General features: G+C 33.5%; 21 protein-coding genes. 19 read left to right on the top strand and 2 right to left on the bottom strand.

What is annotated here, in order from left to right; all coding sequences use genetic code 11:
- The first annotated feature begins 1 nt into the window (after position 1).
- The 12 genes from AC2LE6_RS00515 (at position 2) to AC2LE6_RS00460 (ending at position 16,591) form a co-directional block, all read left to right on the top strand.
- Complete coding sequence (locus AC2LE6_RS00515) at positions 2-1,480, top strand: extracellular solute-binding protein (protein WP_484477273.1); 1,479 nt, start codon at positions 2-4, stop codon at positions 1,478-1,480.
- Between the two features lie 23 nt (positions 1,481-1,503).
- A complete protein-coding gene (locus AC2LE6_RS00510; RefSeq protein ID WP_484477272.1) occupies positions 1,504-2,949 on the top strand; it encodes an immunoglobulin-like domain-containing protein in 1,446 nt (481 codons plus the stop codon).
- A 29-nt stretch (positions 2,950-2,978) separates the two neighbouring features.
- Complete coding sequence (locus tag AC2LE6_RS00505) at positions 2,979-6,638, top strand: immunoglobulin-like domain-containing protein (protein ID WP_484477271.1); 3,660 nt, start codon at positions 2,979-2,981, stop codon at positions 6,636-6,638.
- 101 nt (positions 6,639-6,739) lie between these two features.
- On the top strand, positions 6,740-7,879 hold the full coding sequence (locus tag AC2LE6_RS00500; protein ID WP_484477270.1) for a thermonuclease family protein: 1,140 nt from the start codon (positions 6,740-6,742) through the stop codon (positions 7,877-7,879).
- A gap of 98 nt (positions 7,880-7,977) precedes the next feature.
- On the top strand, positions 7,978-8,916 hold the full coding sequence (locus AC2LE6_RS00495) for a DHH family phosphoesterase (RefSeq protein WP_484477269.1): 939 nt from the start codon (positions 7,978-7,980) through the stop codon (positions 8,914-8,916).
- Positions 8,913-9,875: a DHH family phosphoesterase gene (locus AC2LE6_RS00490; protein WP_484477268.1), complete on the top strand. Its 963-nt coding sequence runs from the start codon at positions 8,913-8,915 to the stop codon at positions 9,873-9,875. Before AC2LE6_RS00495 ends, AC2LE6_RS00490 begins: the two co-directional genes overlap by 4 nt.
- 143 nt (positions 9,876-10,018) lie before the next feature.
- A complete protein-coding gene (locus AC2LE6_RS00485) occupies positions 10,019-11,743 on the top strand; it encodes a Na/Pi cotransporter family protein (protein ID WP_484477267.1) in 1,725 nt (574 codons plus the stop codon).
- Between the two features lie 71 nt (positions 11,744-11,814).
- The gene (locus tag AC2LE6_RS00480; RefSeq protein WP_484477266.1) at positions 11,815-12,480 is read left to right on the top strand and encodes a response regulator transcription factor; all 666 of its coding nucleotides are present in this window, start codon (positions 11,815-11,817) and stop codon (positions 12,478-12,480) included.
- Between the two features lie 92 nt (positions 12,481-12,572).
- Positions 12,573-13,802, top strand: coding sequence for a sensor histidine kinase (locus AC2LE6_RS00475; protein WP_484477265.1), 1,230 nt, complete (start codon positions 12,573-12,575; stop codon positions 13,800-13,802).
- A 119-nt stretch (positions 13,803-13,921) separates the two neighbouring features.
- Positions 13,922-14,296, top strand: a complete 375-nt coding sequence (locus AC2LE6_RS00470) for a DUF1934 family protein (RefSeq protein ID WP_484477264.1) — start codon at positions 13,922-13,924, stop codon at positions 14,294-14,296.
- The gene (rpoE, locus tag AC2LE6_RS00465; RefSeq protein ID WP_484477263.1) at positions 14,296-14,877 is read left to right on the top strand and encodes a DNA-directed RNA polymerase subunit delta; all 582 of its coding nucleotides are present in this window, start codon (positions 14,296-14,298) and stop codon (positions 14,875-14,877) included. Before AC2LE6_RS00470 ends, rpoE begins: the two co-directional genes overlap by 1 nt.
- 115 nt (positions 14,878-14,992) lie before the next feature.
- Entirely contained in the window at positions 14,993-16,591 is a 1,599-nt protein-coding gene (locus tag AC2LE6_RS00460) for a CTP synthase (protein ID WP_484477262.1), read from the top strand.
- A 28-nt stretch (positions 16,592-16,619) separates the two neighbouring features.
- On the opposite strand, the gene AC2LE6_RS00455 is transcribed toward AC2LE6_RS00460, so the two are convergent.
- Positions 16,620-17,051, bottom strand: coding sequence for a hypothetical protein (locus AC2LE6_RS00455; RefSeq protein ID WP_484477261.1), 432 nt, complete (start codon positions 17,049-17,051; stop codon positions 16,620-16,622).
- Between the two features lie 10 nt (positions 17,052-17,061).
- Positions 17,062-17,586 carry a LytTR family DNA-binding domain-containing protein gene (locus AC2LE6_RS00450; RefSeq protein ID WP_484477260.1) on the bottom strand — a complete coding sequence of 175 codons (525 nt, stop codon included), beginning with the start codon at positions 17,584-17,586 and terminating at the stop codon, positions 17,062-17,064.
- Between the two features lie 279 nt (positions 17,587-17,865).
- Between AC2LE6_RS00450 and AC2LE6_RS00445 the strand changes: the two genes are divergently transcribed.
- The 7 genes from AC2LE6_RS00445 to cysE all read left to right on the top strand — a co-directional run bounded on the left by AC2LE6_RS00445 (position 17,866) and on the right by cysE (position 26,481).
- Entirely contained in the window at positions 17,866-19,260 is a 1,395-nt protein-coding gene (locus AC2LE6_RS00445) for a TldD/PmbA family protein (RefSeq protein ID WP_484477259.1), read from the top strand.
- The gene (locus AC2LE6_RS00440; RefSeq protein WP_484477258.1) at positions 19,260-20,567 is read left to right on the top strand and encodes a TldD/PmbA family protein; all 1,308 of its coding nucleotides are present in this window, start codon (positions 19,260-19,262) and stop codon (positions 20,565-20,567) included. Before AC2LE6_RS00445 ends, AC2LE6_RS00440 begins: the two co-directional genes overlap by 1 nt.
- Positions 20,568-20,673: 106 nt before the next feature.
- Positions 20,674-23,379, top strand: coding sequence for an HD domain-containing phosphohydrolase (locus tag AC2LE6_RS00435; RefSeq protein WP_484477257.1), 2,706 nt, complete (start codon positions 20,674-20,676; stop codon positions 23,377-23,379).
- Between the two features lie 174 nt (positions 23,380-23,553).
- Complete coding sequence (gene fba / locus AC2LE6_RS00430) at positions 23,554-24,420, top strand: class II fructose-1,6-bisphosphate aldolase (RefSeq protein WP_484477256.1); 867 nt, start codon at positions 23,554-23,556, stop codon at positions 24,418-24,420.
- Positions 24,421-24,431: 11 nt separating this feature from the next.
- The gene (locus AC2LE6_RS00425; RefSeq protein WP_484477255.1) at positions 24,432-25,256 is read left to right on the top strand and encodes a ZIP family metal transporter; all 825 of its coding nucleotides are present in this window, start codon (positions 24,432-24,434) and stop codon (positions 25,254-25,256) included.
- Complete coding sequence (locus tag AC2LE6_RS00420; protein WP_484477254.1) at positions 25,249-25,830, top strand: hypothetical protein; 582 nt, start codon at positions 25,249-25,251, stop codon at positions 25,828-25,830. The genes AC2LE6_RS00425 and AC2LE6_RS00420 overlap by 8 nt, the downstream gene beginning before the upstream one ends.
- Positions 25,831-25,923: 93 nt before the next feature.
- Positions 25,924-26,481, top strand: coding sequence for a serine O-acetyltransferase (gene cysE / locus AC2LE6_RS00415; RefSeq protein WP_484477253.1), 558 nt, complete (start codon positions 25,924-25,926; stop codon positions 26,479-26,481).
- Positions 26,482-26,518 lie beyond the last annotated feature (37 nt).

Raw genomic sequence — 26,518 nt, 5'->3', positions numbered from 1 at the left:
AATGAAAAAGTTATTATCATTATCATTATTATTAATTACTGTTATAGCTTTAGCGGGATGTGCAACTAAAACTGCTCCAGAACCTGAAGTAAATTGTGATGATTATCCAAACGCTTCACAATGTCAAGTAGCAGATCCAGACAATCCTCAACCAGGGCTTGTTGAAGTATTAGATGCATTACCTACAGAAGAGATTACAATCGATTTCTGGCATGTATATGGACAAGAAAAAGAAGCGTTATTATTAGATTATATCGCTGAATTTGAAGCATTATATCCAAACATTACAGTTAACGCTACTTCTCAAGGTGGATATGACGATTTACGTAACAAAACTATCTTAGCAATGTCAGCTGGGAACACACCTACTATGTTAGTAGCGTACCCTGATCATGTTGCAGGATACTTAAACGGAGACGCAGTTATACCTCTAGATGACTTCATCTATGATGAAACTTGGGGTGTTGATGTTGACGATTTCATCGAATCTTATTTAGATGAAAACAGACAATATCAAGGTGGATTTATGTATTCATTACCATACAGTAAATCAACTGAAATGATGGTTTTCAATAAAACTATTTTTGAAGCAAACGGAATTACAATCCCTATGGATGAAGCATTAAGTTTTGCTGATTTAGAAGGATTTATGGCTACAATGGTTGGCGATGGAGCTAATCAATGTGAATACTTAATCAATTATGATTCAAGTTCTAATTTATTCATTAATAGTGTACGTCAATGGGACGCAGGGTACACAAATAGTGAAGGAGATATTTTAGTAGGAGATTCAAAAACAAACGATATGTTATCATATTTAAAATCAAAATTTGAGAATAAAATGATCGCATTACCAATCGCTTGGGATCAACAATATGGTTCTACAAACTTCAAAGCTGGAGATTCTTGTATGACTGTTGGTTCAACTGCAGGTATTAGCTATAATATTCCTGATCCTGGTACATTTGAAATTGGTGTTGCACCAGTTCCTCAATGGGATGAAGATCATTTATCAGCTGTACAACAAGGTCCAAACGTTGCAATTATGAAAGACTCAACATCTGCTGAAAGATTAGCAGCTTGGTTATTCATCAAATATATTACTGATACAGAGCAAACTGCAAAATGGTCTATGTTAACTGGTTACTTACCAGTTCGTACTAGCGGATTTGAGTCACCAATGTATCAAGAATTCTTAAGTATTTCTGATATGGATGCTGCTGGAACATTAGACGCATATGTATTTAGTGCTGGATTACAAGATTTACTTGGAAACCCTGCAGATTACGTATATGAATCAATGACAGCTCAAGCTGGATTTGCTCAAATTGATTACAATCAATATGATCCTGCATTCTCAATGGAACATGCATCTTCATCAGATGCAAGACTTCAAGCAGGAATCATCACTGAAGCTATCTTTGGTGGAACTGTTTCTGTTGAAGAAGCTATTCAAGCTATGCTGGATGAATTAAGCTAGTATATAAGGAAAGTGTGATTTAAATGATCAAGAAGTTTTCAATACTAATAATGATTTTAACTGTTTTAAGTCTTGCAGGTTGTAAAACCGGTGAGACTAAAACAGATATTGATACCGTATATGAAGTGAAGAGTGAGTTAGTTTTTGATAACTTTGAAATCACAGAAGATATAGTATTGCCTACTACAAACAATAGTGAAGTTACTGTAGTTTGGGGATCAAGTTCTCCAATGTATTTAGATAATACAGGTAGCGTAACTAGACCTACATTTTTAGAAGGTGATCAACAAGTTAGTTTACAAGCAACAATTACATTGAATGATGCAGTAACTATTGCAACATTCACTTTTACGGTTCTGAGGGAAGAAAGAACATGTATAACGTGCTATACAGATGATTTACAAATGGACTTTAGCTACGACACTACTAATTTCATCGCAGATGGAATCGGTGAAGTAGATCTAGTAAGTTGTGTTGATGGTGACACAGCTATATTCACTGAAGGTAATGGGACTTTTAGTGTAAGATTCTTAGGAATCAATACTCCAGAATCAACTTACAAGTTTGAACCATGGGGTAAACCAGCAAGTGATTTCACTTGTGACAAGTTAGAAAATGCAACAGCAATAGTTCTTGAGTTTGACGCAGCTACAACAAGAACCGATGGGAATGAAAGATACCTTGCATGGGTTTGGTATGATGGAAGATTACTTAATTTAGAGTTAGTCGAAGAATCATATACAGGTTCTAAAGGTGTTGGCGGACTTAAATACGAATCAGAATTTTATGCAGCAGAGTTTGCTACTCAAGATTTCGATTTACGTATTTGGGGAGAAGATGACCCTACGTTCGATTATAGTTTAGACGGTATTCAAGTTACTATTGAAGAATTGGTTACAAATCAGGAAGAATATATAGGATTAAAAGTTGTAGTTAGTGGTGTCATTACGAGAACAGTAGGCGGACATCCATATATACAATCCGGAGATTATGGTATCTACCTATATAAAGGGTTCTCGAACACTAGTGGACTTGCAGAAGGAAATGAAGTTACAATTTCTGGAGTAAGCCTTACATATCATCCTGATGTAGAAACTGGAGCATTACAATTAACAGGTTTTGCAAGACAGAATTATTCGATTGTAAGTACTGGAAATGTAGTTACTCCAAAGATTGTTACTTTCGGTGAATTATCTAGAGATTCGATTGGAAGTTTAATCCAAATGGACAATCTTACTGTTGTTAGCATTTATGAAAATGCTGATGATAATGCATTCACTGTAACCGCAGAAGATAGTGAAGGAAATACAATATTGATTAGAAGAGATGATTCTGTCGATAGCGATATTACTGGAGACTTATTTACTGTAGGTACAGAATTTAGTATTGTTGCACCTCTGGGGAGATATAATAGTGATTACCAATTATTGGTTGTTCATTTAGAGGATGTAACTTTTAGTACAGACTAGAAGAAAAGAAAGAAGGAGGAAGTACAAAGATGTTGAAAAAAATATTAACATTAACACTTGTTTTTGTTGGGATCTTTACGTTAACAGCTTGTGGTGGAGATGATACACCTACAATGTCTGAATTAGAGAAATTGCAAGAAGCTTTTGACGGATTAGATGAACCAACTATCACAGAAGGACAATTAACGTTATTAGATTCAGGTTTACACGGTGTTACAATTACATGGGCTTCAGATAAGCCTTTAGTAATTTCAAACGACGGAATGGTTACTAATCCAGTATTTGGAGAATTAGATCAAACTGTTACATTAACTGCTACCTTAACTTTAGGTGATAATGAATTTACGAAAGATTTTGAAATCGTTGTTCCAGCAATTACTGTTGAAACTGATGATGCGAAAGCAGCAAGATTAATCGTTTCATTAATTTTCGCTAATCAAGATGTAGTTACTGATGTAGCATTAGTTGAAACTCATCAAGGTTTCCCTGTAACTTGGGCAACTGATAATGCAGATTTCTTAGCTGCAGACGGTACTGTTACTAGACCTGCTGCTGGAGCTGCTGATGCAACTGTTGTTTTAACTGCAACTTTCGTTGTTGGTACTGCAACTGTTACAAAAGACTTTACATTTACTGTATTAGCTGAAGAATCAGGAACAGTTTATACTACAGTTCTTGACTTACATACAACTGCAGCTTATCAAGAATTAGTTCAATTCACAGGAATCGTAACTGGAGTTATGGATAAAGGTTACTTCTTAAGTGATGGAACTCATGCTATTAGTGTTTATTTAAATGTTGAAGTAACTGGAATCGCTATCGGTGATGAAGTACAAGTTACTGGACAATACGTAAACTATAATACTTTATACCAAATCGGGAACATTACAGCTGAAGAAGTTTTATCAACTGGAAATGCTAACCCATTAGAAGGTACAGCTACTGTTGCTACTGTTGCTGAAGTATTAGCTTTAGATTCAACTGTAAGAGAAATGCATGGTATGTACTATGAAATTACTGGTACTGTTGCAATTATCGGTGATTACGGAAACGTATATATCGTTGATGGTGATGACCAAATATTAATCTCATATTATGGTACTGCATCTGGTTTAGCTGCATTAGAAGCTGAAGTTGGTAAAGATGTTACTATCACTGTATTTTATTACACTGAACATGGTACTAACGGACCTATCGTTGCATTCGACGGTGGAACTGCTGATATAACAATTAACACATTACCTGATGCTGACGCAATTGCTGCTGATATCGCATCATTAGATTCAATGATCCCTAGCGCGACTGTTTCTACAATCGTATTACCTACTGAAGGTGCTAACGGAACAGTGTTCTCTAACTGGGCTTCTGATACTGTTGCAGTATTAGACGACATGGGTGCATTCGTAGCTTATGGAGCTGAAACTACTACTGTAACTTTCACTGCTACTGCTACAAAAGGTTCATTAACTGAAACAGTTACTGTTGAAGTTATGGTTCCTGTATTAAGTACTGTTGCTGAAGTAAATATGATGGATTTAGGATCATATGTACAAGTTTCAGGAACTGTATATGAAATTTCATATTACGGATTATATATTGAAGAAGCTGGTTCTTACTTATTCGTATTTGGTTCAGACTATGTTGCTGATGTAGTTGTTGGAGACAACGTTACAATCATCGCTAGTTTAGGAGCATATAGTGGATTAACTCAAGCTTCACCTGTTGCTGATATCGTTGTAAATTCTCAAGGGAATGCTGATGCTGTTACTCCTGTAGTTACTACAGTTGCTGCTGCATTAAACGACTTAGTTGCTCGTGGAACAAGAGCTACAATTACTGGTACTGTTTCAATAGAAGGTTCTTATAATAACGCATTTATTACTGATTCAGCTGGTGGAAAAGTTCAAGTTTACTACCGTTCAAATGCTGATGATGTTAAATTACATGATGGACAAATCATTACATTAACTGTTATCACTTATCAAGATGGTACAGTATTATTTAATGGTGTAGATGCTGATATCGTTGTAGAAACTGCAATGACTGAAGCGTATACTGCACAAGCTGCTACAGATTTATTAATGATCAACCCTATGGTTGAAATGGACTTAGTATTACCAGTAGAAAACACTGATGCTGTTGCTACTATCGCTTGGGCTTCTGATAATGAAGCTGTAATCGCGACTGATGGTACTGTTGTACGTGTTGCTGGTTCAAATACTACTGTTACATTAACTGCTACTGTTACTGTTGGCGGAACTGTTCTTACAAGAGACTTTGTATTAACTGTATTAGATGCTAACGATATGGATGCATTAACTGTTACTGACGCTTTATTATTAACTGATGGAGACAATGTATTAGTTAAAGGTGTTGTAATTGGTAAATACTACGACGAAGTAGTGATTCAAGATGCTACTGGTGCTTCTTTATGGATAGATAGTAATATCGGTTCTGATATTGGAGATGAAATCGTTGTACGTGGAGATTTAGATACAAAAGATACTTATGGAAACAACAATAGAATTTTAAAATCTGCTTCATTGATTGATACATTATCAATGGACAACGCACTTGTTGTTAATGCTGAAACTGACGTTGCTGTAATTTTTGCTGAGTTTAACGAAATGCAAAGATATACTGCTACATTCACAGTTACTCATGTAAATGATGGATTTGGATATGCAATGTTCAATACTGACGGTGGAGACATCAATGGATTTAAATTCAAAATTGCTGATTTTGCTCCTTACTTCGAAGACATTTATGTAGTTGGAGATATGATTGAAATTACATTTACTGCATTAGATTTTAGTTTTGACAATGTAAGAATGGTTAACGTTGTATTACCTGCATTAAGTGATGCTGACGCATTATCAGTAGCTGTTGCTGCTGTTGATGTTGCTGCTGTTGCTGCTGTTGATGTTACACTTCCTACAGAAATGTACGGTGTTGCAATTGCATGGGCTTCAGATAACGCTGCTATCACAGATATGGGTGTTGTTACTCAACCTGCTACAGGTTCTGGAGATGCAACTGTTACTTTAACTGCTACATTTACAATCGGTGTTGAAACTTCTACACAAACATTTACTGTTACTGTACCTGAAGTACCTGCACCAACAACTACTGGATTATTCTTTAGCGAATATGCTGAAGCAGACGGTGGAAACTGTAAATATGTAGAAATTTATAACGGAACAGATGCAACTGTTGACTTAAGTGAATATTCAATCACTAAAGGTGGAAACGGAACTTTATTCGCTGCTTCTGGTGATAACGTAACTTTATCTGGTACATTAGCTGCTGGAGCTGTTCTTGTTGTTGGAAACAGTGGTTGTGTTGACGTTGCTGATGCTGCTCAAACTACTGCAACTGTTTTATTCCCTACAACTGGTATTGATTGGTTAGTATCAACTGTTGTTGGTTATGTAAACGGTGATGACGCTATCGGGTTATTCCACAATGGTGTATTAATTGATGCTATTGGACAAGAAGGTGTAGACCCTGGTACACACTGGATGGTTGGTAACGGAAATATTACTGATGGTGAAACTAGAAACGTAATCTTAATCAGAGTACCTGCTGTAACTCAAGGTTCTGATGATTGGGCTGTTGGAGCGATGCAATGGATCGTTGCTACAGATGATAGAGATTATTCAACTGTTGGAGTTCATACAGTAGACTAATTATCACAATAATTTAAATAAAAACATCACTTGTAAAAGTGGTGTTTTTTTTATGATTTTAAAGTATAATGTAATGTTACTAATATTAAAGAGGTGTTTATATGAAAAAAGGACTATTTTTAATCCTTACAATTATCCTTGTATTAACAGGATGTGGAACCGATGAAGAAAAATCTGGTTCATTTTATCAGCTACCTGATTTAAATGGATACACATTAGATGAAATTGAAGAGTTATTCAATTCTAGAGATAGAGAATTTAGTATAGTATATGAAACAATAGAAGACGAGGACCTTGAACATCAGTTTAGTATGTATATAGGTTCTAACACAGGGGATATCGTAACTACTGAAGATGATATAACTATCAAAGTGTATCCTGAATTCACTGGAGAACGTACTTTTATTAGATTACCTGATTTAAGGACGTTAAACGAGGATGAGATTGAGGTACTGTTCGAAGAATATGATGTAAGTATATCTTTCTCAGAGACATTATATGTTCATAGTGATAAAATTGCAGGAACGTTTTATGCATACAGTGATGGTAAGATCGCAGGAGAGAAGTTTTTCTTAACAAGTGCTCTAGGAATTATTCTTTATAAGCAAATGGATGATTTAAATCAGTATTTCTTTCCCTTAGAAATGGAATATGATGGACCTTTACTAGATGAATCATTTGGAGATATCGGATATATAGACCCAAGAGGTGGATACTTTGATGTTACTCTTAGTTATTGTACTGATGGAGATACAGCTGTATTCAATTATCCTCAAGATATATACGATTTAATTACAAGTGGTGCAAAATCCTCAAGATTCCTAAATATGGATACCGAAGAGACCTATAACGGTGGAGAAGAAGAATGGGGAAAACCAGCAAGTGTATATACTTGTGAGTTGTTGACAAGCGCTGAAGCTATTAGAATACAGACAGATCCTGGAGACGCTTTAACTGGTACATACGGAAGATTACTAGCTTGGATTTGGGTTAAACTTCCGGGAGAAGAAGAATACTTCCTATTAAACTACATGGTTGTTAGGCAAGGACTTGCACAAGTGAAGTATGAATTTGGTGCTGGAGAGACAATTAGTTATGGTGATTACACATATAATGAATGGATGCATATCGCTGAAGATTACGCAAAAGCAAATAGCATAGGACAATGGGGTAATTTACTTGATTATTACTGGGATTATGAAGAGAATTTACCTGATTACGATAGATGGTATAACGACTAAGCAAAGACCATATCAAATGATATGGCTTTTTTATTGCATTTTGTATGAATTGTTAATGCATTATGGTATAATATAATGTTATTTTGGAGGGTGAAATTATGTATAATAAAATAAAAGAATTAATCGAAAAATATAATACGATAATCATTCATAGACACTTTAACCCAGATGGTGATGCTTATGGCTCACAAATGGGATTGAAGCATGTTATTGAAGAGAATTATCCAAACAAATCTGTCTACGCTGTAGGTGATGTAAATCAATTCGCATTCATTGGTGATGTCGATCATATTGAAGACGAGATTTATAAGGGAGCCTTAGTAATTATTGTTGATGTCAGTGTATCTCATCTAATTAGTGATAATAGGTATACTTTAGCGGATCACGTAATTGTTATTGATCATCATTTAAACCCAAGTAATGTAGCAGATACAGAGCTTAATGATTCAACACATATTGCCTGTGCTCAAATCATTGCAGATTTTGCAATTGAGATGAACTTAGAGGTTAGTAAAAAAGCGGCAAAAGCGTTGTTTACAGGTATCGCAACGGACAGCGGAAGATTTAAATATCCAGCAACTTCAGCAAAAACATTTGAGATTGCTGCATTCCTTATCAGTAAAGGAATAGATATCCAAGAGATTTACGAAAGACTATATACAGAAACATTTAACTTTAAAAAGCTAAGAGGTTACTTTATTAACAATTTTCAGCTTACTGAAAAGAAAGTAGCGTTCATGAAAAACGACTTATCTGTTAAAGACCATTTCAACGTGTCAACATTTACAGTATCACGTGCAATGGTAAATCAAATGGCAGATTTAGAGAACGTTGAAATTTGGGCTAATTTCACGTTAAACGAGGAACAACAAGTATTTGTAGAACTAAGAAGTAAAAGACACTCTATCGTCCATATAGCACGTAAATATGGTGGAGGAGGACATGCCTTAGCATGTGGTTGCACAATAAATAGTTTAGAAGAGAGTGAATTGGTACTAAATGACTTAGATCAATTCTTAGAGGAAGTAAACCAATGAATTTAGAAAAACTAAAAGAAATAAAGAGCGCAATAGAAGAATTTAATACAATTGTTATTTTTCCACACGGAAGACCTGATGGAGATTGTATTGGGACATCGTATGGTTTAAAGAACATTATTGAACAAACATATCCAAATAAGAACGTTTATGTTTCAGGAGAATCAAGCTTGTTTACAAGTTATATAGGAACTCCTGAATTAGTAGAAGAGGATATCTTAAATGGTGCACTAGCAATAAGTGTTGATACTGCGAATAGCATTCGTATCGCAGATCAAAGATATAAACAATGTAAAAAATTAGTTAAAATCGATCATCATATCCCTCAAGAAGGGTTTGGAGATATTGATTATGTTGATACTTCACGTCCAGCAGCAGCATTAATCATCTTAGACTTATATATGGCATTTAAAGATGAGTTAAAAATGAATGCAGATGGAGCAAAAGCGCTATTTTTCGGTATTTTAACTGATACAGGAAGATTTAAGTATAGCGGTGTTGATGGAGACACATTTAGAAATGTAGCTGCATTATACGATTTAGGATTAAATACAAATGAAATATATGTATACCTTGATCAAAGAAGTGAAGAACAAACAAGATTCAGAGGGTTCTTACTTCAAAATTATGTAAAAACAGAAAACGGGGTTGTATACTTCAAAGTATTACCTGAATACTTAGATAGATTCGGTGTAACATTAGATGAAGCAACAGCACTTGTAAATGATTTAGGAGTATTCGCTGATTGTCCTGTATGGATATTGTTTGCAGAATACGAAGAACAAATAGTTAGAGCTAGAATGAGATCTCGTGGTATCGCTATTAATGAACTTGCAAACAAGTTTGATGGTGGGGGACATGCAAACGCATGCGGAGCTAACTTAGGTACTTGGGACCGTGCAGAAGATTTAATAGATGCATGTGATCAATTAGTAAAAGAATATAAAGAGTCGATCTAATCGACTCTTTTTTATAATTTTTCTCTTTGTTAAGATTGTGTTAAGAATGTTAAATTTACAATTTTTCTCTATTCATTATATTAAAAATATGGTATATTTTGCTTGGAAATTGATAATAACTCAACTTAATTCGGAGGTAACATATGATTTTAGCTGGAGCAATTGCAGAAAACTTAACAAATATTGCAGATATTGAATGGACAGAAACTATATTTAAATTACTAGGTGGACTTGGGATTTTCTTATTCGGGATTAATATGATGGGGGATTCATTAAAAGCACTAGCGGGTAATAAGATAAAAGTAATTATAGAGAAGACAACTTCAAAACCAGTGTTTGGAGTTCTAATTGGTATATTAGTAACAGGGTTAATCCAATCTTCAAGCGGTACAACAGCATTAACAGTTGGACTTGTAAGAGCAGGGTTAATGACACTACCTCAAGCAGTAGGAATTATTCTTGGGGCTAATATTGGTACGACTGTAACATCAGTATTAATCGGTTTAAAAATTAAGGAATATGCATTGCCAATCATTGCAGCAGGTAGCTTCTTGATTTTCTTCTTCCAAGGTAAGAAGTACAAAAATCTTGGTGGAGTATTCCTAGGATTTGGTATGTTATTTTACGGATTAGATGTTATGGGTGGGAAGTTAAAGGCATTGGCAAGTACTCACGAATTTGTCAATATGATTGAGAATGTAGCGGAAGCACCAATTATTGGACTTGCACTAGGTGCAGTTTCAACAGCTTTAATTCAATCTAGTAGTGCAACAATAGGTATATTGCAAACAATATATAGTGAAGCTGGAGGGGCGTTCCCTCTAATTAGTGCAGTAGCTATATTGTTCGGAAACAACATTGGAACAACAGTTACAGCTGTCCTTGCATCAATTGGTGGCTCTGTTGCCGCTAGAAGAACAGCACTTGCGCATGTATTATTTAATGTGATTGGTTCATTAGTGTTCTTTTTATTCATTAATCAATATACATGGTTAATTTCAAAACTAGCAAGTTTCTCAGGGCTTGCTGAACATGATGCTCTTGTAATTAGTTATGCGCATATGGGATTCAATATTATTAATACATTTATCATGTTCTGGTTCATCAAGCAACTTGTATGGATCGTAACATATATGATTAAAGGTGATGATGGAATCATCGAAGTTGATATAGATAGTATGCATGATGAATTAATCAAGGAATCTCCAATTTTAGCGTTAGAAGCCGCTAAACTGGTAATTCAAAACATGGGTGAAGTAACAAGACAAATGTTAGAAACAACGATTAGTTACTCATATAAAAACGATAAAAAATTATTTGATAACGGTATGCAGTTAGAGGAAGTATTAGATACGATTGATAAGAAAGCACATGATTACTTAGTACACATTGCACAAGCAGGACTTACAGAAGCCGCTTCACATACCCAAGCAGAATACGTTGATACTATTAGAGACTTTGAACGTATCGGAGATCACTGTACTAACATCCTTCAGTTCTTTGAATTACGTTATGATGATAAAGTTAGATTAAGTGAAGATGCGTTTATGGAATTAACTAAACTGTATGACGTTGTAAGAAAAACCATGGATAAAACATTGAAAGCATTTATGTATCAAGATAAAGACATAGCCAGAAAAGTTATGGAGTATGAAGATGTTATCGATAAACTTGTAATCAAGAATAGAAAACGACATATCAGAAGAATCAACTCAAACGAATCAACGGAAACACAAGATCAACTATATATTGACATCCTTACAAACATTGAGCGTATTGGAGATCACTGTAACAATATCGTAATTAATATTATCCAAGAACAATACTACAATGAAGAAATGAATTACGAAGCAGATATAAAAGAGTAGATTTTTCAAAATGCATAACAGTACATAGGAATATATATAAATATGTTATTATATGATTGGAGGCTGATAGAATGGCTAAAATCTTAATAATTGAAGACGAGAAATCTATTCAGAGAATAATAGAGTATGATTTAAAACAGTTGAATTATAATGTAGATTCTGCATTTGATGGCTTAGAGGGCTATAATCTAGCCAAGGTAAACACATATGATGTTATATTATTGGACATTATGCTACCAGGAATGAACGGTATGGATATTTGTAGAAAACTCCGTGAAGAGGGTAATACGTCATACATAATTATGCTAACAGCAATTGATGATGAATATAATGTTATTAAAGGCTTTGACATTGGTGCAGATGATTATGTAACAAAACCATTTAGTCCTAGAGAATTGTTAGCAAGAATAAAAGCAGGATTAAGAAGACAGAATACACCTGAAAAAGCAGATGTTCTTATATATAACGAGTTTAGAATTATCCAATCAAGTTATGAAGTCTATTTGAACGATATCAAATTGGAGTTAACATTAAAAGAATTTGAATTGCTTGTGTATTTTGTTCAAAACAAAGGTAAAGCTTTATCAAGAGATCAACTTTTAAAGGACCTTTGGGGGTTTAGTTATGATGGCGATAGCCGTGTAGTTGATGTTCATGTATTCAAACTTAGAGAAAAAACTGATCCAACGAATAAATACATTAAAACAGTTCGTGGGGTCGGATACAAACTTTTATAATAATAGTTAAAGACGAACACTTGTTCGTCTTTTGTTATTATTAAAACTATAAATTATTAAAAATTTGATATAATGATTATAGAGGTGATCAAATGAATATTAGGAGAGACATCATAAATATAACGATTGTATATTTAATGACTATACTTTATGTTGTGTTTATTCAAGAGATATTTGGAATTGCAATTTTTATTCTTGTCCTATACGGTGTAACAATAACAATATATATTTCTATACAGCAAAAACTAGGTGAAGATAAAGAATCTACTCTCGGAGTTGTTCTACAGAAACTTAACCAAACAAAAAAAGAGAACGAAGAAACCTACAAGCATTTTCTTTCACTATCTAAAACTCTTGGTAGTGGAGTTTTTATGGTAAATGATGAAGGTATGATCACTTTCTCTAATAAAGATATAGAAAATTATTTTGACATTGATTTGAATCAAAAGAATTACAAGGAAATTGTAGAAGTTACACCTCTATATAGATTTGTTGATAAAGCGTATCTTACAGAAGAAACACTTAAAAATCAAATTAAGTATAATGAAAGATATTATGAACTGATAAGCAAACCTATATTCGAAAAGGACATCTTCACAGGGTCTTTAATACTTGCTCACGATATCACACAGTTAAAAACAGCAGAAAAATTCCAAAAACGGTTTACTGCAGACGTTTCACATGAACTAAGAACCCCTTTGTCCGCTATAAAAGGGTTTAGTGAAATACTTAATAGAGATGATGAAATGAAAGAAGAAGATAAGTCCGAATTCATTTCATTGATTCAAAAAGAGGCAGACAGAATGGAAATAATCCTTAGTGATTTACTTGTTATTAGTAAATTAGACAGAATAGATTACGAATTAGAACTTCTCCCTGTAAATATAAAAGACATAATTGAGGAATCAATAACTGTACTTAAATCAAAGATCAATGAGAAATCATTAGAGCTAAATATAAATGTAGAAGATTGCACTTTAGCAATAAATAAAGTTAAAGTAACACAAGTTATCCTCAATCTTATTAAAAACGCACTAAACTATACTGACGAAGGCTATATAAGTATTAGTGGAAAGATAGATCAAAAGTTTTACATAATTACAGTGTCAGACTCAGGGATTGGAATAGCAAAAGATAAACAAGACGTTATATTTAAGCGATTCTATAGAGTTGATAAAGCACGTAGTAGAGACACAGGTGGGAGTGGGCTTGGTTTATCAATCAGTAAGAATGTTGTCCTAAAACACGGAGGAGATATTTCAGTAGAAAGCGAGTTAAACAAAGGTTCAGTTTTTACTATAAAACTACCAATAGAGAAATAAGAACTTAGCTTCTTATTTTTTTCTTGTGTTATGATAACCTTTAATATATAATTATTAAGCATTAAATCATTTAAAAGTAAGATTGATTATGCTATAATATTTTTTAGCGTGGTGATTAAATGGAAACAATTAAATTAGTATTTAAAATAACATCACAGGAAAGCAATGTAGAATTTACAACAATTGCGGAACATAAGAACAATAGAATTAAGTTTGAAGACTTAGATAATATTATGAATTATGTCATTATCAAAAAAGACATCATCGAATACTATAAAAAAGGTGATGTTGATATGAAATACATATTTGATTTAGACAGAGTAACAAAAGGGTATTATAGGGTTATGAATACTGAATTAACATTTGAGATCGTAACCAATACACTTTTAATAAAAAATGGAAAAATATTCGTAGAATATGACTTATACCAAGAACAGGAACGTGTAAACCAATCAAAACTATCGTTGGTTTATGAATCAAAGGAGGAATCGTAATGTCAGTAGAAGTGTTATCACTAGTAGATATTGCAGAACTAGTATTAAGAGAAACAAAGGAACCTTTAAGTGTTTATGATCTATACGATAAAGTATGTGAAAGAAAAGTAGTTTCTGAAAAGAATAAACTTGCCTTTATTTCACAATTTTACGCTGATATAACTACATCAGCTAGATTTGTTTATGTTGGACAAAACACATGGGATTTAAAAGACAATCAAAAAATTGAACTATGGGAAAAAGATGGTTCATATTACAAAGAATATACTGAAATTGAATTACCTGAAGAATACAAAGAAAAACCAAAACCTAAAGCAGCTAAAGCTCCTTCAAATGCAAAAGCGAAAGCTAAAGTAAAAGAAGAGGTAGTTGTTGTAGAAGAAGTTAAAGAAGAAGTAATTGTAGAAGAAGTAGTTGTTAAACCAGATACAGTAAAAGCTACACAGGTAAAAGACGCAACTAAAGACATAGATGCAGAAGCTGGTAGTGAAGAATTCGAAGATCCATTTTTCAATGATTTTGATGAAGAAAAATACAATGAATACATGGATACATACGAAGACAAGTACGATAAGAAATAATTTAGAAAAACATTGTATTTAAATATCGTGTTTGTTATAATTTTAAAGGGCACACTAATAAAGAGTTCTCCTACTTAGGGAGAACTTTTTTTATATATAAAATCGAGGTGAAAAGATGAAACAAACTAAATTTATTTTTGTTACTGGAGGAGTAGTTTCCAGCTTAGGGAAAGGGATAACGGCTTCTTCGTTAGGCCGTCTATTAAAGAACAGAGGACTTAAAGTCTTCATGCAAAAGTTTGATCCGTACATAAATGTAGATCCCGGAACCATGTCACCATATCAACATGGTGAAGTTTTTGTTACCGATGACGGTGCAGAAACAGACCTTGATTTAGGACATTACGAGCGTTTTATTGATGAGAATTTAAGTCAGGCTAGTAATATTACTACTGGTAGAGTATATGCTAGTGTAATTGAAAAAGAACGAAGAGGAGATTATCTTGGAGCAACAATCCAAGTAATACCTCATATTACTAATGAGATTAAAGCAAAACTTACACAAGCTGCACTTGAGAGTGACGCAGATGTAATTATCACTGAGATTGGTGGAACAGTTGGGGATATAGAATCTTTACCGTTCTTAGAGGCAATCAGACAAGCAAGACGTGATTTTGGATACAATAATACTATTTATATTCATAATACTTTAGTTCCATATCTTCACGCTGCGAAAGAATTAAAAACAAAACCTACACAACATAGTGTTAAAGAATTACGTAGTTTAGGAATATCTCCTGATATTATTGTTTTACGTACCTCTCATGAAACTACAAATTCAATGAGAGAAAAAATAGCGCTATTCTGTGATGTAAAAAAAGAAGCAGTAATCGAAGCTAGAGATGCTGAGGTTCTATATGATGTTGTTCTAAAATTAAGAGAACAACACTTAGATGATTTAGTATGTAAACATTTCAAAATAGAAGCACCTGAACCTGATTTAAAAGAGTGGACTGAACTGGTTGAGCGAGTTAGAAACTTGGATAAAGAAGTAAATATCGGTTTGGTTGGGAAATACGTTTCGTTACAAGACGCATATTTAAGTGTTAGCGAAGCGCTTAGTCACGCGGGATACCATCATCATGCTAAAGTAAATATCAAATGGATAAATGCTGGTGAATTGGTTGATGGCGATGTTAAGGAATATTTGCAAGATCTAGATGGAATTCTAGTTCCTGGTGGGTTTGGTCCAAGAGCAATTGAAGGTAAAATCAACGCTATTCAATATGCTAGAGAAAACAACGTTCCATATTTAGGACTTTGTTTAGGAATGCAAACAGCAACAATAGAATTCGCAAGAAACGTCTGTAACATGGAAGGTGCAAACAGCACCGAGATGGATCCAGATACAAAATATAATGTAATTGATTATCTACCAGAACAATATGAAGGCATTCATATGGGTGGAACATTGCGTTTAGGACTTTATAATTGCAACATAACAGAAGGTACATTAGCACATAGCGTGTATGGCACTACCTCAATAAAGGAAAGACATAGACATCGTTATGAGTTTAACAATGTATTTAAGAAACAACTAGAAGACTGTGGATTGGTTTTCTCAGGGATAAATCCTGAAACTAAACTTGCAGAGATAGTAGAAATACCATCTCATAAATTCTTCATAGCTTCACAGTTTCATCCTGAGTTCTTATCAAGACCTCAGCGATCTCATCCTTTGTTCCGAGATTTCATTGGAGCAGCATTAAAATAAAAAAAGCACTTATTAAGTGCTTTTTCTTTTATTTCATTTTGTTTTGTTGTTGTATTTCTTTCAATCGGTGATTGTATTCCTCTTCATTAATTCTAAAATACATCCAAATACCGAACAAAACTACAGCTGGGACAAATAAGATATAGAATACAATATCAAATCCAATACTAAACTCTCCACTAGATAAATATATCATAAGCATATATATCCCTGTTGAAGCAAGCACGGTTACAACAATCATTTGAACAAGAAACGGTATATTGTCTTGTGCATTTTTATTTGTTTTATGTGCTCTATATTCAAAATATTTATGTAAACCAGTAGCGACTAGCGAGATAAACATGGCAGAGCCAAGGAATTGAACCATCTCCCAAAATTCTAAGTATTCAAACGCAATTCGAACGCCCAGTATAGCAATCGCTATTGCTGCGTAAACCTTCATCATTAAAAATGTTCTCATAATTTTCCTCCTACATACCTAACAAATTACGAAATTTCTTAATGTAGTGTCTTGATACTTCAAGTTGAACTCCATTATGTAACTCAAGATTGAGTTTTCCGTTAAATGTTGGCTTGATTTTTGATATATGGTGTAAAGATACAATATAAGATTTTGAAATACGAATAAATAATCTGTTTTGATACATTTCATCAATCTCATACAATTTAAGTTTCGTACTATATTCCATATCTTTTGTATGAATATATGTATCGTTATTGATTCCTTCAAAATAAGCAATGTCCTTTAAATGTATTAATTCCATCTGATCATTTTGCTTACCTAGTATATGATTATTACTTTTGGTAAAATAGCCGGCTTTGCTAAGTAAGTCTCTAACTAGAACCTTATTATAGGATGTAAAAACAATGTTAATACAGTCATCTTCTGATGCAAACCCAGATTCAATTAAAGCATATGGGCTATCATTGTCCAAAGAAAGACCTAAGTCATTTATAATTATATTTTCATCCATTTTTGATTTTATAATCTTCATATCTTTCACCTCGACTTCATTATAGGAGATACAATCTATTATAACAATAAAAGGACGGTAAAGTGACATAATCATAATGTAAGGTGGAAACACCTTTAAATACATCAATAATTTAAATATGACAATAATATATAATTTGTCTCTTTAGTTATTGGTTAAAAACGGCTATTTAAAGCCGTTAAAACACGTATGACAAAGCGTCGTTTTTCGCTTGTTTTTTGTTGTTTTATTATGATATAATTACACTATGACATTAATAAAAATCAAAAGGAGGATTTTATGTTAGATAAAAAACTAATCAAGAAAGTCCTAGAAGCAGCGTTAACTACAAACGCAGATTTTGCAGAAGTATTTATTGAAGATAAATTTTCTACTTCGGCATCATTATTATCAAACAAAGTTGAATCAGTAAACAACAGTATTGATTTCGGTGTAGGTGTACGTGTTGCAAAAGGATTCCAAACAGTATATGGATATACAAACAGTCAAAAAGAAGAAGATTTGGTAAAACTAGCTTCTGATTTAGCACAATCATTCCCTGGTGAACCATTAGGTATCACTTTTGAATTAGAAGAAATGAAAGTTGGAGACGCTCATACTATCAAAATGTTACCATCGGATGTAGCTATTGAAGACAAAACAGCAGTTATGAAAAGAGCAAATGTAGCTGCAAGAGCTTATAGTGATGAGATATCACAAGTAGCGGTTCGTTTCCAAGACTATGCACAAAAAATTTGGGTAGCTAACTCTGAAGGTACTTATGTACATGATGTACGTGTTAGAACTAGACTTGCTATCAACAGTGTTGCTGGTAAAGACGGAGAAATGCAATCAGGATTTAATGGTCCTGGTGGACATTATGGATTTGAATTCTATTCGGATCAAATTGATGTAGAAGCAGAAGCAAAAGAAGCTTCAAGAATCGCAGTTACAATGTTACATGCAGACGAATGCCCAAGTGGTAAAATCCCAGTTGTTATCGATAACGGATTTGGTGGAGTAATCTTCCATGAAGCTGTAGGACATAGTTTAGAAGCATCAAGTGTTGCAAAAGGTGCTAGTGTATTTACTGGTATGAAGGGGCAAAAAATTGCTTCAGAGTTAATCACAGCCATCGATGATGGTACAATCCCTAATGCTTGGGGTAGTGCTACTTACGATGATGAAGGTAACTTACAAAAACGTCGTGTATTAATTAAAGATGGAGTTTTAAACTCTTATATGATCGATAAATTAAACGCAAAACGTATGGATGACGAATGTACAAACAGTGGTCGTCGTCAATCGTACAAATTTGCACCAACTTCTCGTATGACGAATACGTATATTGACAACGGTGAATCTACATTTGAAGAAATCATTGCTGCTACTAAATATGGTTTATACGCTAAGAAAATGGGTGGAGGATCAGTTAATCCAGCTACTGGAGACTTTAACTTTGCTGTTGGTGAAGGGTACATAATCAGAGATGGTAAAATCGCTGAAGCAGTACGTGGAGCTACATTAGTTGGTACAGGTAGAGAAGCGTTATTAGGTGTAGATATGGTTGGTAATAACTTGAAAACTGCTCAAGGTATGTGTGGTAGTTCTTCAGGAAGTATTCCTACTGATGTTGGGCAACCTACAATCCGTGTGTCAGAAATGACAGTCGGTGGAAGAAAGGGGGCAAACTAATGAATTTCGATAAATTATTTGCTTTAGCCAAGGAAAAAGGATTAGAAGATATTCAAGTAACAGTTTCAGGTGGAACAGAGTTCGACGTTGAAGTGTTTAAAGGTGAATTAGAGAAATATACTATAGCAGATACATCTAGACTTAGTGCTAAAGGTATCTATAAAGGTAAAATGGGAACAGTTGCTACTGAAGTTATAAATGATGATATTAATGATTTCATAGTAGATAGCATTATTAATAGTGCACTTCAAATTGATAGTGAAGATGAAGTATTCATCTATGCTGGAGATGAAGAGTACCCAGAGATCAAAGGATTGCTTAATCCGGATTTAGACAAAGTTGCTGCCAAAAAGAAAATCGAAGATACATTCAAACTTGAAGCTGCAGTTCTTGCTAAAGACGACAGAATGAAAATGGTTCAAGCCTTTTATGGAGAGGGTACTACAAAAGTAGTTATCCAAAACTCTAAAGGATTAAAACTTGAAAAAGTAGTTAATAGTGCATTGTTTGGTGTATATGCTATTGCTAGCGATGGTGAAGATCAACGTACAGCTTATGAATTTATATTTACAAATGATTACAACGACTTCGATTTCGAAGACTTAGCAACCAAGGCTGCAAAAAAAGCTGCAGCATTGTTAGGAGCTAAACCATGTAAATCAGGAGAATATGAAGTATTATTAACAGCAGATGCATCTAATAGCTTACTTCAGCCATATGTTGGAATGTTTAGTGCTGAAGCCGTTCAAAAAGGTGTTTCTTTATTAAAAGGAAAACTAGGAGAACAAATTGCCAACAAATTAATTACAATTGTTGATGATCCATTCAAAGCAAAATCTCCTAAATCAGGTTCATTTGATGATGAAGGTGTAGCAACAAAATATAAAGAGTTAGTATCTAAAGGTACATTAACTGGATACATGCATAGTTTAAAAACTGCTAAGAAAGATAATGTAGCAGCTACAGGAAACGGTTCAGCAGTTAGACCTTCTAACTTCTACATCTTACCTGGAGATGCAAAGTATGATGATTTAGTATCATCTATGAAAAAAGGATTAGTAATTACTGATTTAGCAGGAACACATGCTGGAGCAAATCCAATTAGTGGAGACTTCAGTTTACAAGCATCAGGGTTCTTAGTTGAAGATGGTAAAATCATCCGCCCAGTAGCATTAATAACTGTTGCAGGGAACTACTTAGAATTACTAAATAACGTTGAAGCTGTAAGCAATGATTTAGCATTCAATTTTGGATTTATTGGAAGTCCATCATTAAAAGTAAAATCACTTGTTGTTTCAGGATTATAAAAAATAAGGACCACTTAGGTGGTCTTTTCTTTTTGTCGTTTTTCATATTATCAAATATATGGTAAACTATTAGTACTAAATAAAGAATAGAAGTCGAGGTGTTAATATGATTGTAAAGAAACGAATTACTCAAAAAGATATACGCGAATTCTTTCAATTTGAATTAAATAAACTTGATAAATCGCTAGGATTAGCGATCCTAAACACAGAGACAAATACAATTAAATTTGATAGTTTAGGAATTGAGATATTGAAATTGAACCTTGATCGAAATACTGAATACATAATCGAGAATGTCAATATATATCCAAGACTTCAGAAATATTTAGCAAAATTAGATATAAATACAATAAACAAGAACGAAGAACTTATCTATTCAGATATAAAGAATGAAGAGATAATCATAAAAGTAACAATTGAAGATAAATTACTTAAATTAAGTATTATTAGCATGCAAAAACTATTAAGTACAGAATCACAGCTTATGCATTTAAATAAGGTGTTACAAGCATCTAACAATATATTCAGTGTAAGTACATGGTGGAAAGATTATGATCAACATGATAATAAGTTCTATCAAACAGACATTGGTGCTAAATTACTGGGTGTTGATTTAAATGAGAAAGGTCTGTATAGTGTAGCCGAATTTCAAAAAGTGAGAGACAAAGCTGCTGTATCATCCCCTTTTTACGACGAATGTATAAAAGAGGAACGAGTAGCTTTCGAGTTAGTTCGCAACAATAAAACGGATTATTTTGGGGGTAGAACACCTGCATTCACTGTGGATAATGAGGAAATTTGGGTTGAGGCATATGGTATATGTATACTAAGGTATCCAGATGGAAGTCCTAGATTCTTTGTTGCTGTTGATATCTATTTAAGTGATATATTTGAGAAAAGTAATCAAATCGCAGTATTAAACAGTCTAATAAATCAGGGCTTAAATAATTCAAACATTGGTATTTGGTATTATAATAAATTTCATGATGAGGGAAGATACTATTTTACAGAGTCACAGTTAAAAGTTATGAAGTTAGATACAGCTTTAACAAACGAGACAGTAAGCCAGAGACTAGATGACCATTTTGAAAGTGTTGTAATGCATACACCTAGCTATAAGACTTATTTAGATGATTGGCGAGAAACACATAGTAAAGTCTTTACTGAAGGACTAGATTCCTATACAAAAGTTATACCCAATAATATCGATAAAGATATACCTCAGTGGGTTGAAGTTAGAGGTAATGTACTAGAAAGAGACGAAGCTGGAGAAGTTAAACTTTTTGTAGGTGTGAATGTTGATGTTACAGAAACAGTAGCTAGAAATCTTGAACTAGAGAAGTTAAGACAAGAAAACGAGCGATTGCAACTTGCTGAAAAACTAGCTATTAAAGCAGGAAATGTATTGGTTTGGTATCAGAACTTTGACGAATCACATTATGATAAATATATATATGGAAATGAAATGTTTTCGAGTAGACTCGGAATAAAGCGTAATGAGAAAGGGTTATTTAGTATAGCCTCATTAAGAAAATCAATTATAAAGTCTGATAAAGAATCTAAAATCTTATCAAGACAGTTTATCGAAAAGCTAAACGCTTTATACACAAACGACTCAAATGGATTTCACGATTTACTTGTAAAACACAAAAATACAGATACTGGTAAAATTGTTTACTTTGAACATACCGCAGAAATTGAAGAACGATTTGAAGATGGATCAGTTAAATTAATCGGTGGATTTATGCGAGATGTTTCAGATAGAGTTGAAAGACAAAAGAAAATTGCATTTTTGGCAAATAATGATATTTTAACAGGATTAAGAAACAGAAATTATTTCGATACATTTATTTCTTCTGGAGCTTTACCACCTAGTTACTCTGTTCTAATGTTTGATTTAGATGGTTTAAAACTAATTAATGATGCTTTCGGACATATGGATGGAGATAATGCAATAAGATTAGTTGCAAAATTTTTAACAGATGTTTTCACAGACAATATCATTATTGCTAGAATAGGTGGAGATGAGTTCTTAATAATTACACAAGATATTGATCCTGTAACCATAACAGAGAACGCAAATAAATTAGAAGAAAAACTTGAAAATTATAATCGTGATTCTGCGATAGAGATTAATGTTTCTAAAGGTGGGTATGTTGTAGAAGACAACGATGTTGAGTTCGATAAAGCTTTTATACATGCAGAAAATCTAATGTATAGAAGAAAACTTATGAATAGATCGTCTCGAAAATCAAAGGTTTTAGAAAGCATTCTAGAAACTCTTAACCAAAAGACTGAGGAAACAAAAGAACATAGCGATAGAATCGAGATACACTGCTTGAATATATGTAAATCACTAGGAATAAGTAGAGCAAGCGATTTAGAGGATTTACGTTTACTTGCAAAGGTGCATGATATTGGTAAAGTTACAGTGCCGGATTACATATTGAATAAACCAGGCCGTCTATCAGATGATGAGTTTGAAATTGTAAAAAAACATTCAGAAGCTGGATATAAGATTATCAAAAATATTACAGATAGTGATTTTGTTTGTGAAGCAGTTTTAAGTCACCATGAGAAGTTTGATGGTACAGGATATCCTCAAGGATTGAGTGGGAAGAACATTCCTTTATTTGCAAGGATAATTAGTGTTGCCGATGCATTTGATGCAATGACGAATGATAGAGTATATCACAAAGGTATATCTGATAAAGAAGCAATTGAAGAGATTATTAGATGTAGTGGAACACATTTTGATCCCGATATAGTACAAGCTTTCATTAAAAGTCATTTCAATGTAGATTTAAATTAAAAACGACTCATTTGAGTCGTTTTTTTGTGCTTATATCCTAGAATATAACAAAAAAATTAATTTATTTAGTTTATTCACTTTTAGAAAGCGTTTTTAAAAGCCTGATTAGTTTACAATGACAAACTACTAGTATATAATACTAGATGAAATGATAAAAATTAGGAGGAATTAATTATGAGACTTATATCTGCAAAAGAAATGCTTGTTAAAGCGAGAAACGAAGGATATGCTGTAGGGCAATTCAATATCAATAATTTAGAATGGACAAAGGCAATTTTACTTACTGCTGAAGAAGCTCAATCACCTGTTATCTTAGGTGTATCTGAGGGTGCAGCCAAATATATGACTGGATTTACAACAGTTGTTGGAATGGTTAATGGTATGTTAGAGAACTTAAAAATAACTGTACCAGTAGCTTTACATTTAGATCATGGTAGTTTTGATGGAGCGAAAGCTTGTGTTGAAGCAGGATTTAGTAGTGTAATGTTTGATGGAAGCCATTTTGACATTGAAGAAAATGTTCAAAAAACAAAAGAAATTATTGAATTCGCACATGCTAGAGGAATCAGTGTAGAAGCTGAAGTTGGTAGCATTGGTGGAGAAGAAGATGGAATCGTAGGTGGAGGAGAAGTTGCGGACCCTATGGAATGTAAATTAATTGCTGACTTAGGTGTAGATATGCTTGCAGCTGGAATTGGTAATATTCATGGACAATATCCTGAAAACTGGACTGGATTACGTTTAGATGTTTTAGGTGAAATCCAAGATGCTACTGGTAAAATGCCTTTAGTATTACACGGTGGTACTGGAATTCCAAGTGAAATGGTGAAAGAAGCTATCTCATTAGGTGTATCAAAAATAAATGTAAATACGGAACTACAACTAGTATTTGCTGAAGCAACTAGAAAATACATTGAAGCTGGAAATGATTTAAAAGGAAAAGGATTCGACCCTCGTAAATTATTAAAACCAGGTGTTGATGCATGTATGGAAATTGTAAGAGAAAAAATGGATTTATTTGGTAGTACAAATAAAGCATAAGGGGGATTATTATGACGGAATGGATTTATAACAATCCTGTTTTAGCCGCCTTACTAGGAACATTATTTACATATGGCGTTACAGCCTTAGGAGCATCTTTAGTATTCCCATTTAAGAATGTACCAAAGAAAGTTTTCAATGGTATGTTGGGATTTAGTGCTGGTGTTATGATAGCTGCATCATTTTGGAGCCTATTAGCACCGGGTATCGAATTAGCTGAGGAGTTAGGACAAATACCTTGGTTACAAGCAGCAATTGGATTTTTAAGTGGAGGACTTTTTATTCTATTAATAGATAAATATCTACCTCATGAACATATTGAATCGAAACATCATGAAGGACCTCCTTCGTCTTGGAGAAGGAGTGTTTTATTAGTTTTAGCAATCACGCTTCATAATATACCTGAAGGATTAGCTGTGGGTGTAGCATTTGGTTACGCTGCAACAATCGCAGGTGGACCTGCTGATCCAGCTGTAGTAGCTGCAATAGGTGGAGCCATTGCATTGGCAATTGGAATTGGACTTCAAAACTTCCCAGAAGGAGCAGCAGTTAGTGTTCCTTTAAGAAGAGAAGGTATGTCTAGAAAGAAGGCATTCTTCATTGGACAGTTCAGTGGAATGGTAGAACCAATAGCAGGTGTTATTGGAGCATTACTAGCATTTCATATGAGAGCTATTTTACCATTTAGTTTAAGTTTTGCTGCAGGAGCAATGATTTACGTAGTTGTAGAAGAGTTAATCCCCGAATCACAAATGTTGGAGACAACAAAAATTGCAACAATTGGGGCAATGATTGGATTCGCTGTGATGATGATGTTGGATGTTGCTCTTGGATAATATACTATACAGAGACTATGCTGCCTGGAAATTAGAAAACATAAAAATGCTAGAACAATTTCAAAACAACAAATCAGTAGTGTACGAGAGATTAGAACCAGTATATGTAGTATTAGAATACATATATGAATTGGTTTGTGATCAAACTGAGCTTGATGAAGATTATGAAACAATATTTGAAGTAGGATTTAATTATTTAAGTTCACAGTTTGAAATAATAAAAATATATTTTGAGACATTGTTTCAAAGTAAATGTGAAGATTTTCATGATTACTCTAAAATATTACTGTATCTTATTTATTTACTAGATGTTCGTAATGACTTAGAGACCCAAGGGTTCGATTCAGATATAGAAGAATTAAATGAGTTAGAAACAACAATTGAAAATATGATTATGGAACGCAAAGCAGATTACACATATATTAGTGATTTAATGAATGAGACTTTATCTAAAGTTTTAAAGGAATTGAATTTCGAATTTGTGAGTATTGTGGATATCTTTGTAGAAATTGCTGAGAGTTTAGGTATTTTCTTATATGAAGATGATGATTTTGTAGTTGGAAGAGAAGTATAGAGGAAGTGAACGTTTTCACTTCCTTTTTTAATGTATATTGTTTGAGATATCCTTTACATAGGAATATAATTACATTGCAATCGAGGTGATTACATGGGACTTATAAGTGATATAAGAACAGTGAAGCAAAAAGACCCAGCTGCAAAAAGCGCTATTGGGATTATTCTTACTTCAAATGGGATGCATGCTGTATGGATATATAGGTTTAGTCATTTACTATGGAAAATAAGGTTAAGACTATTAGCAAGAATCTTTAGTAACTTAGGAAGATTTTTTACAGGTGTAGAAATACATCCTGGGGCCAGTATTGGTAAAAACTTGGTAATTGATCATGGTACAGGAACTGTAATAGGTGAAACAGCTGTTATAGGGAATAACGTATTAATATATCATCAAGTTACTTTAGGTGGTACGGGAAATGAAAAAGGCTTTAAAAGACATCCTAGCTTATGTGACAATGTTATGGTAGCAGCTGGAGCTAAGATTTTAGGTGATATTCATATCGGAACAAATGCTAAAATCGGAGCTAATTCAGTTGTATTAAAAGATGTACCAAAAAATGCAACTGCAGTAGGTATACCAGCAAGAATTATATATAATGGTGATGTAAATGATGAAAACTGTAGTTTAATCAAGAAGCAAGGCAAATAGCCTTGCTTTTTTTATAGAAATAATATGTTATAATAAT

This window comes from Candidatus Izemoplasma sp. (assembly GCF_982632705.1).
This window is presented reverse-complemented; position numbering and strand designations above follow the sequence as displayed.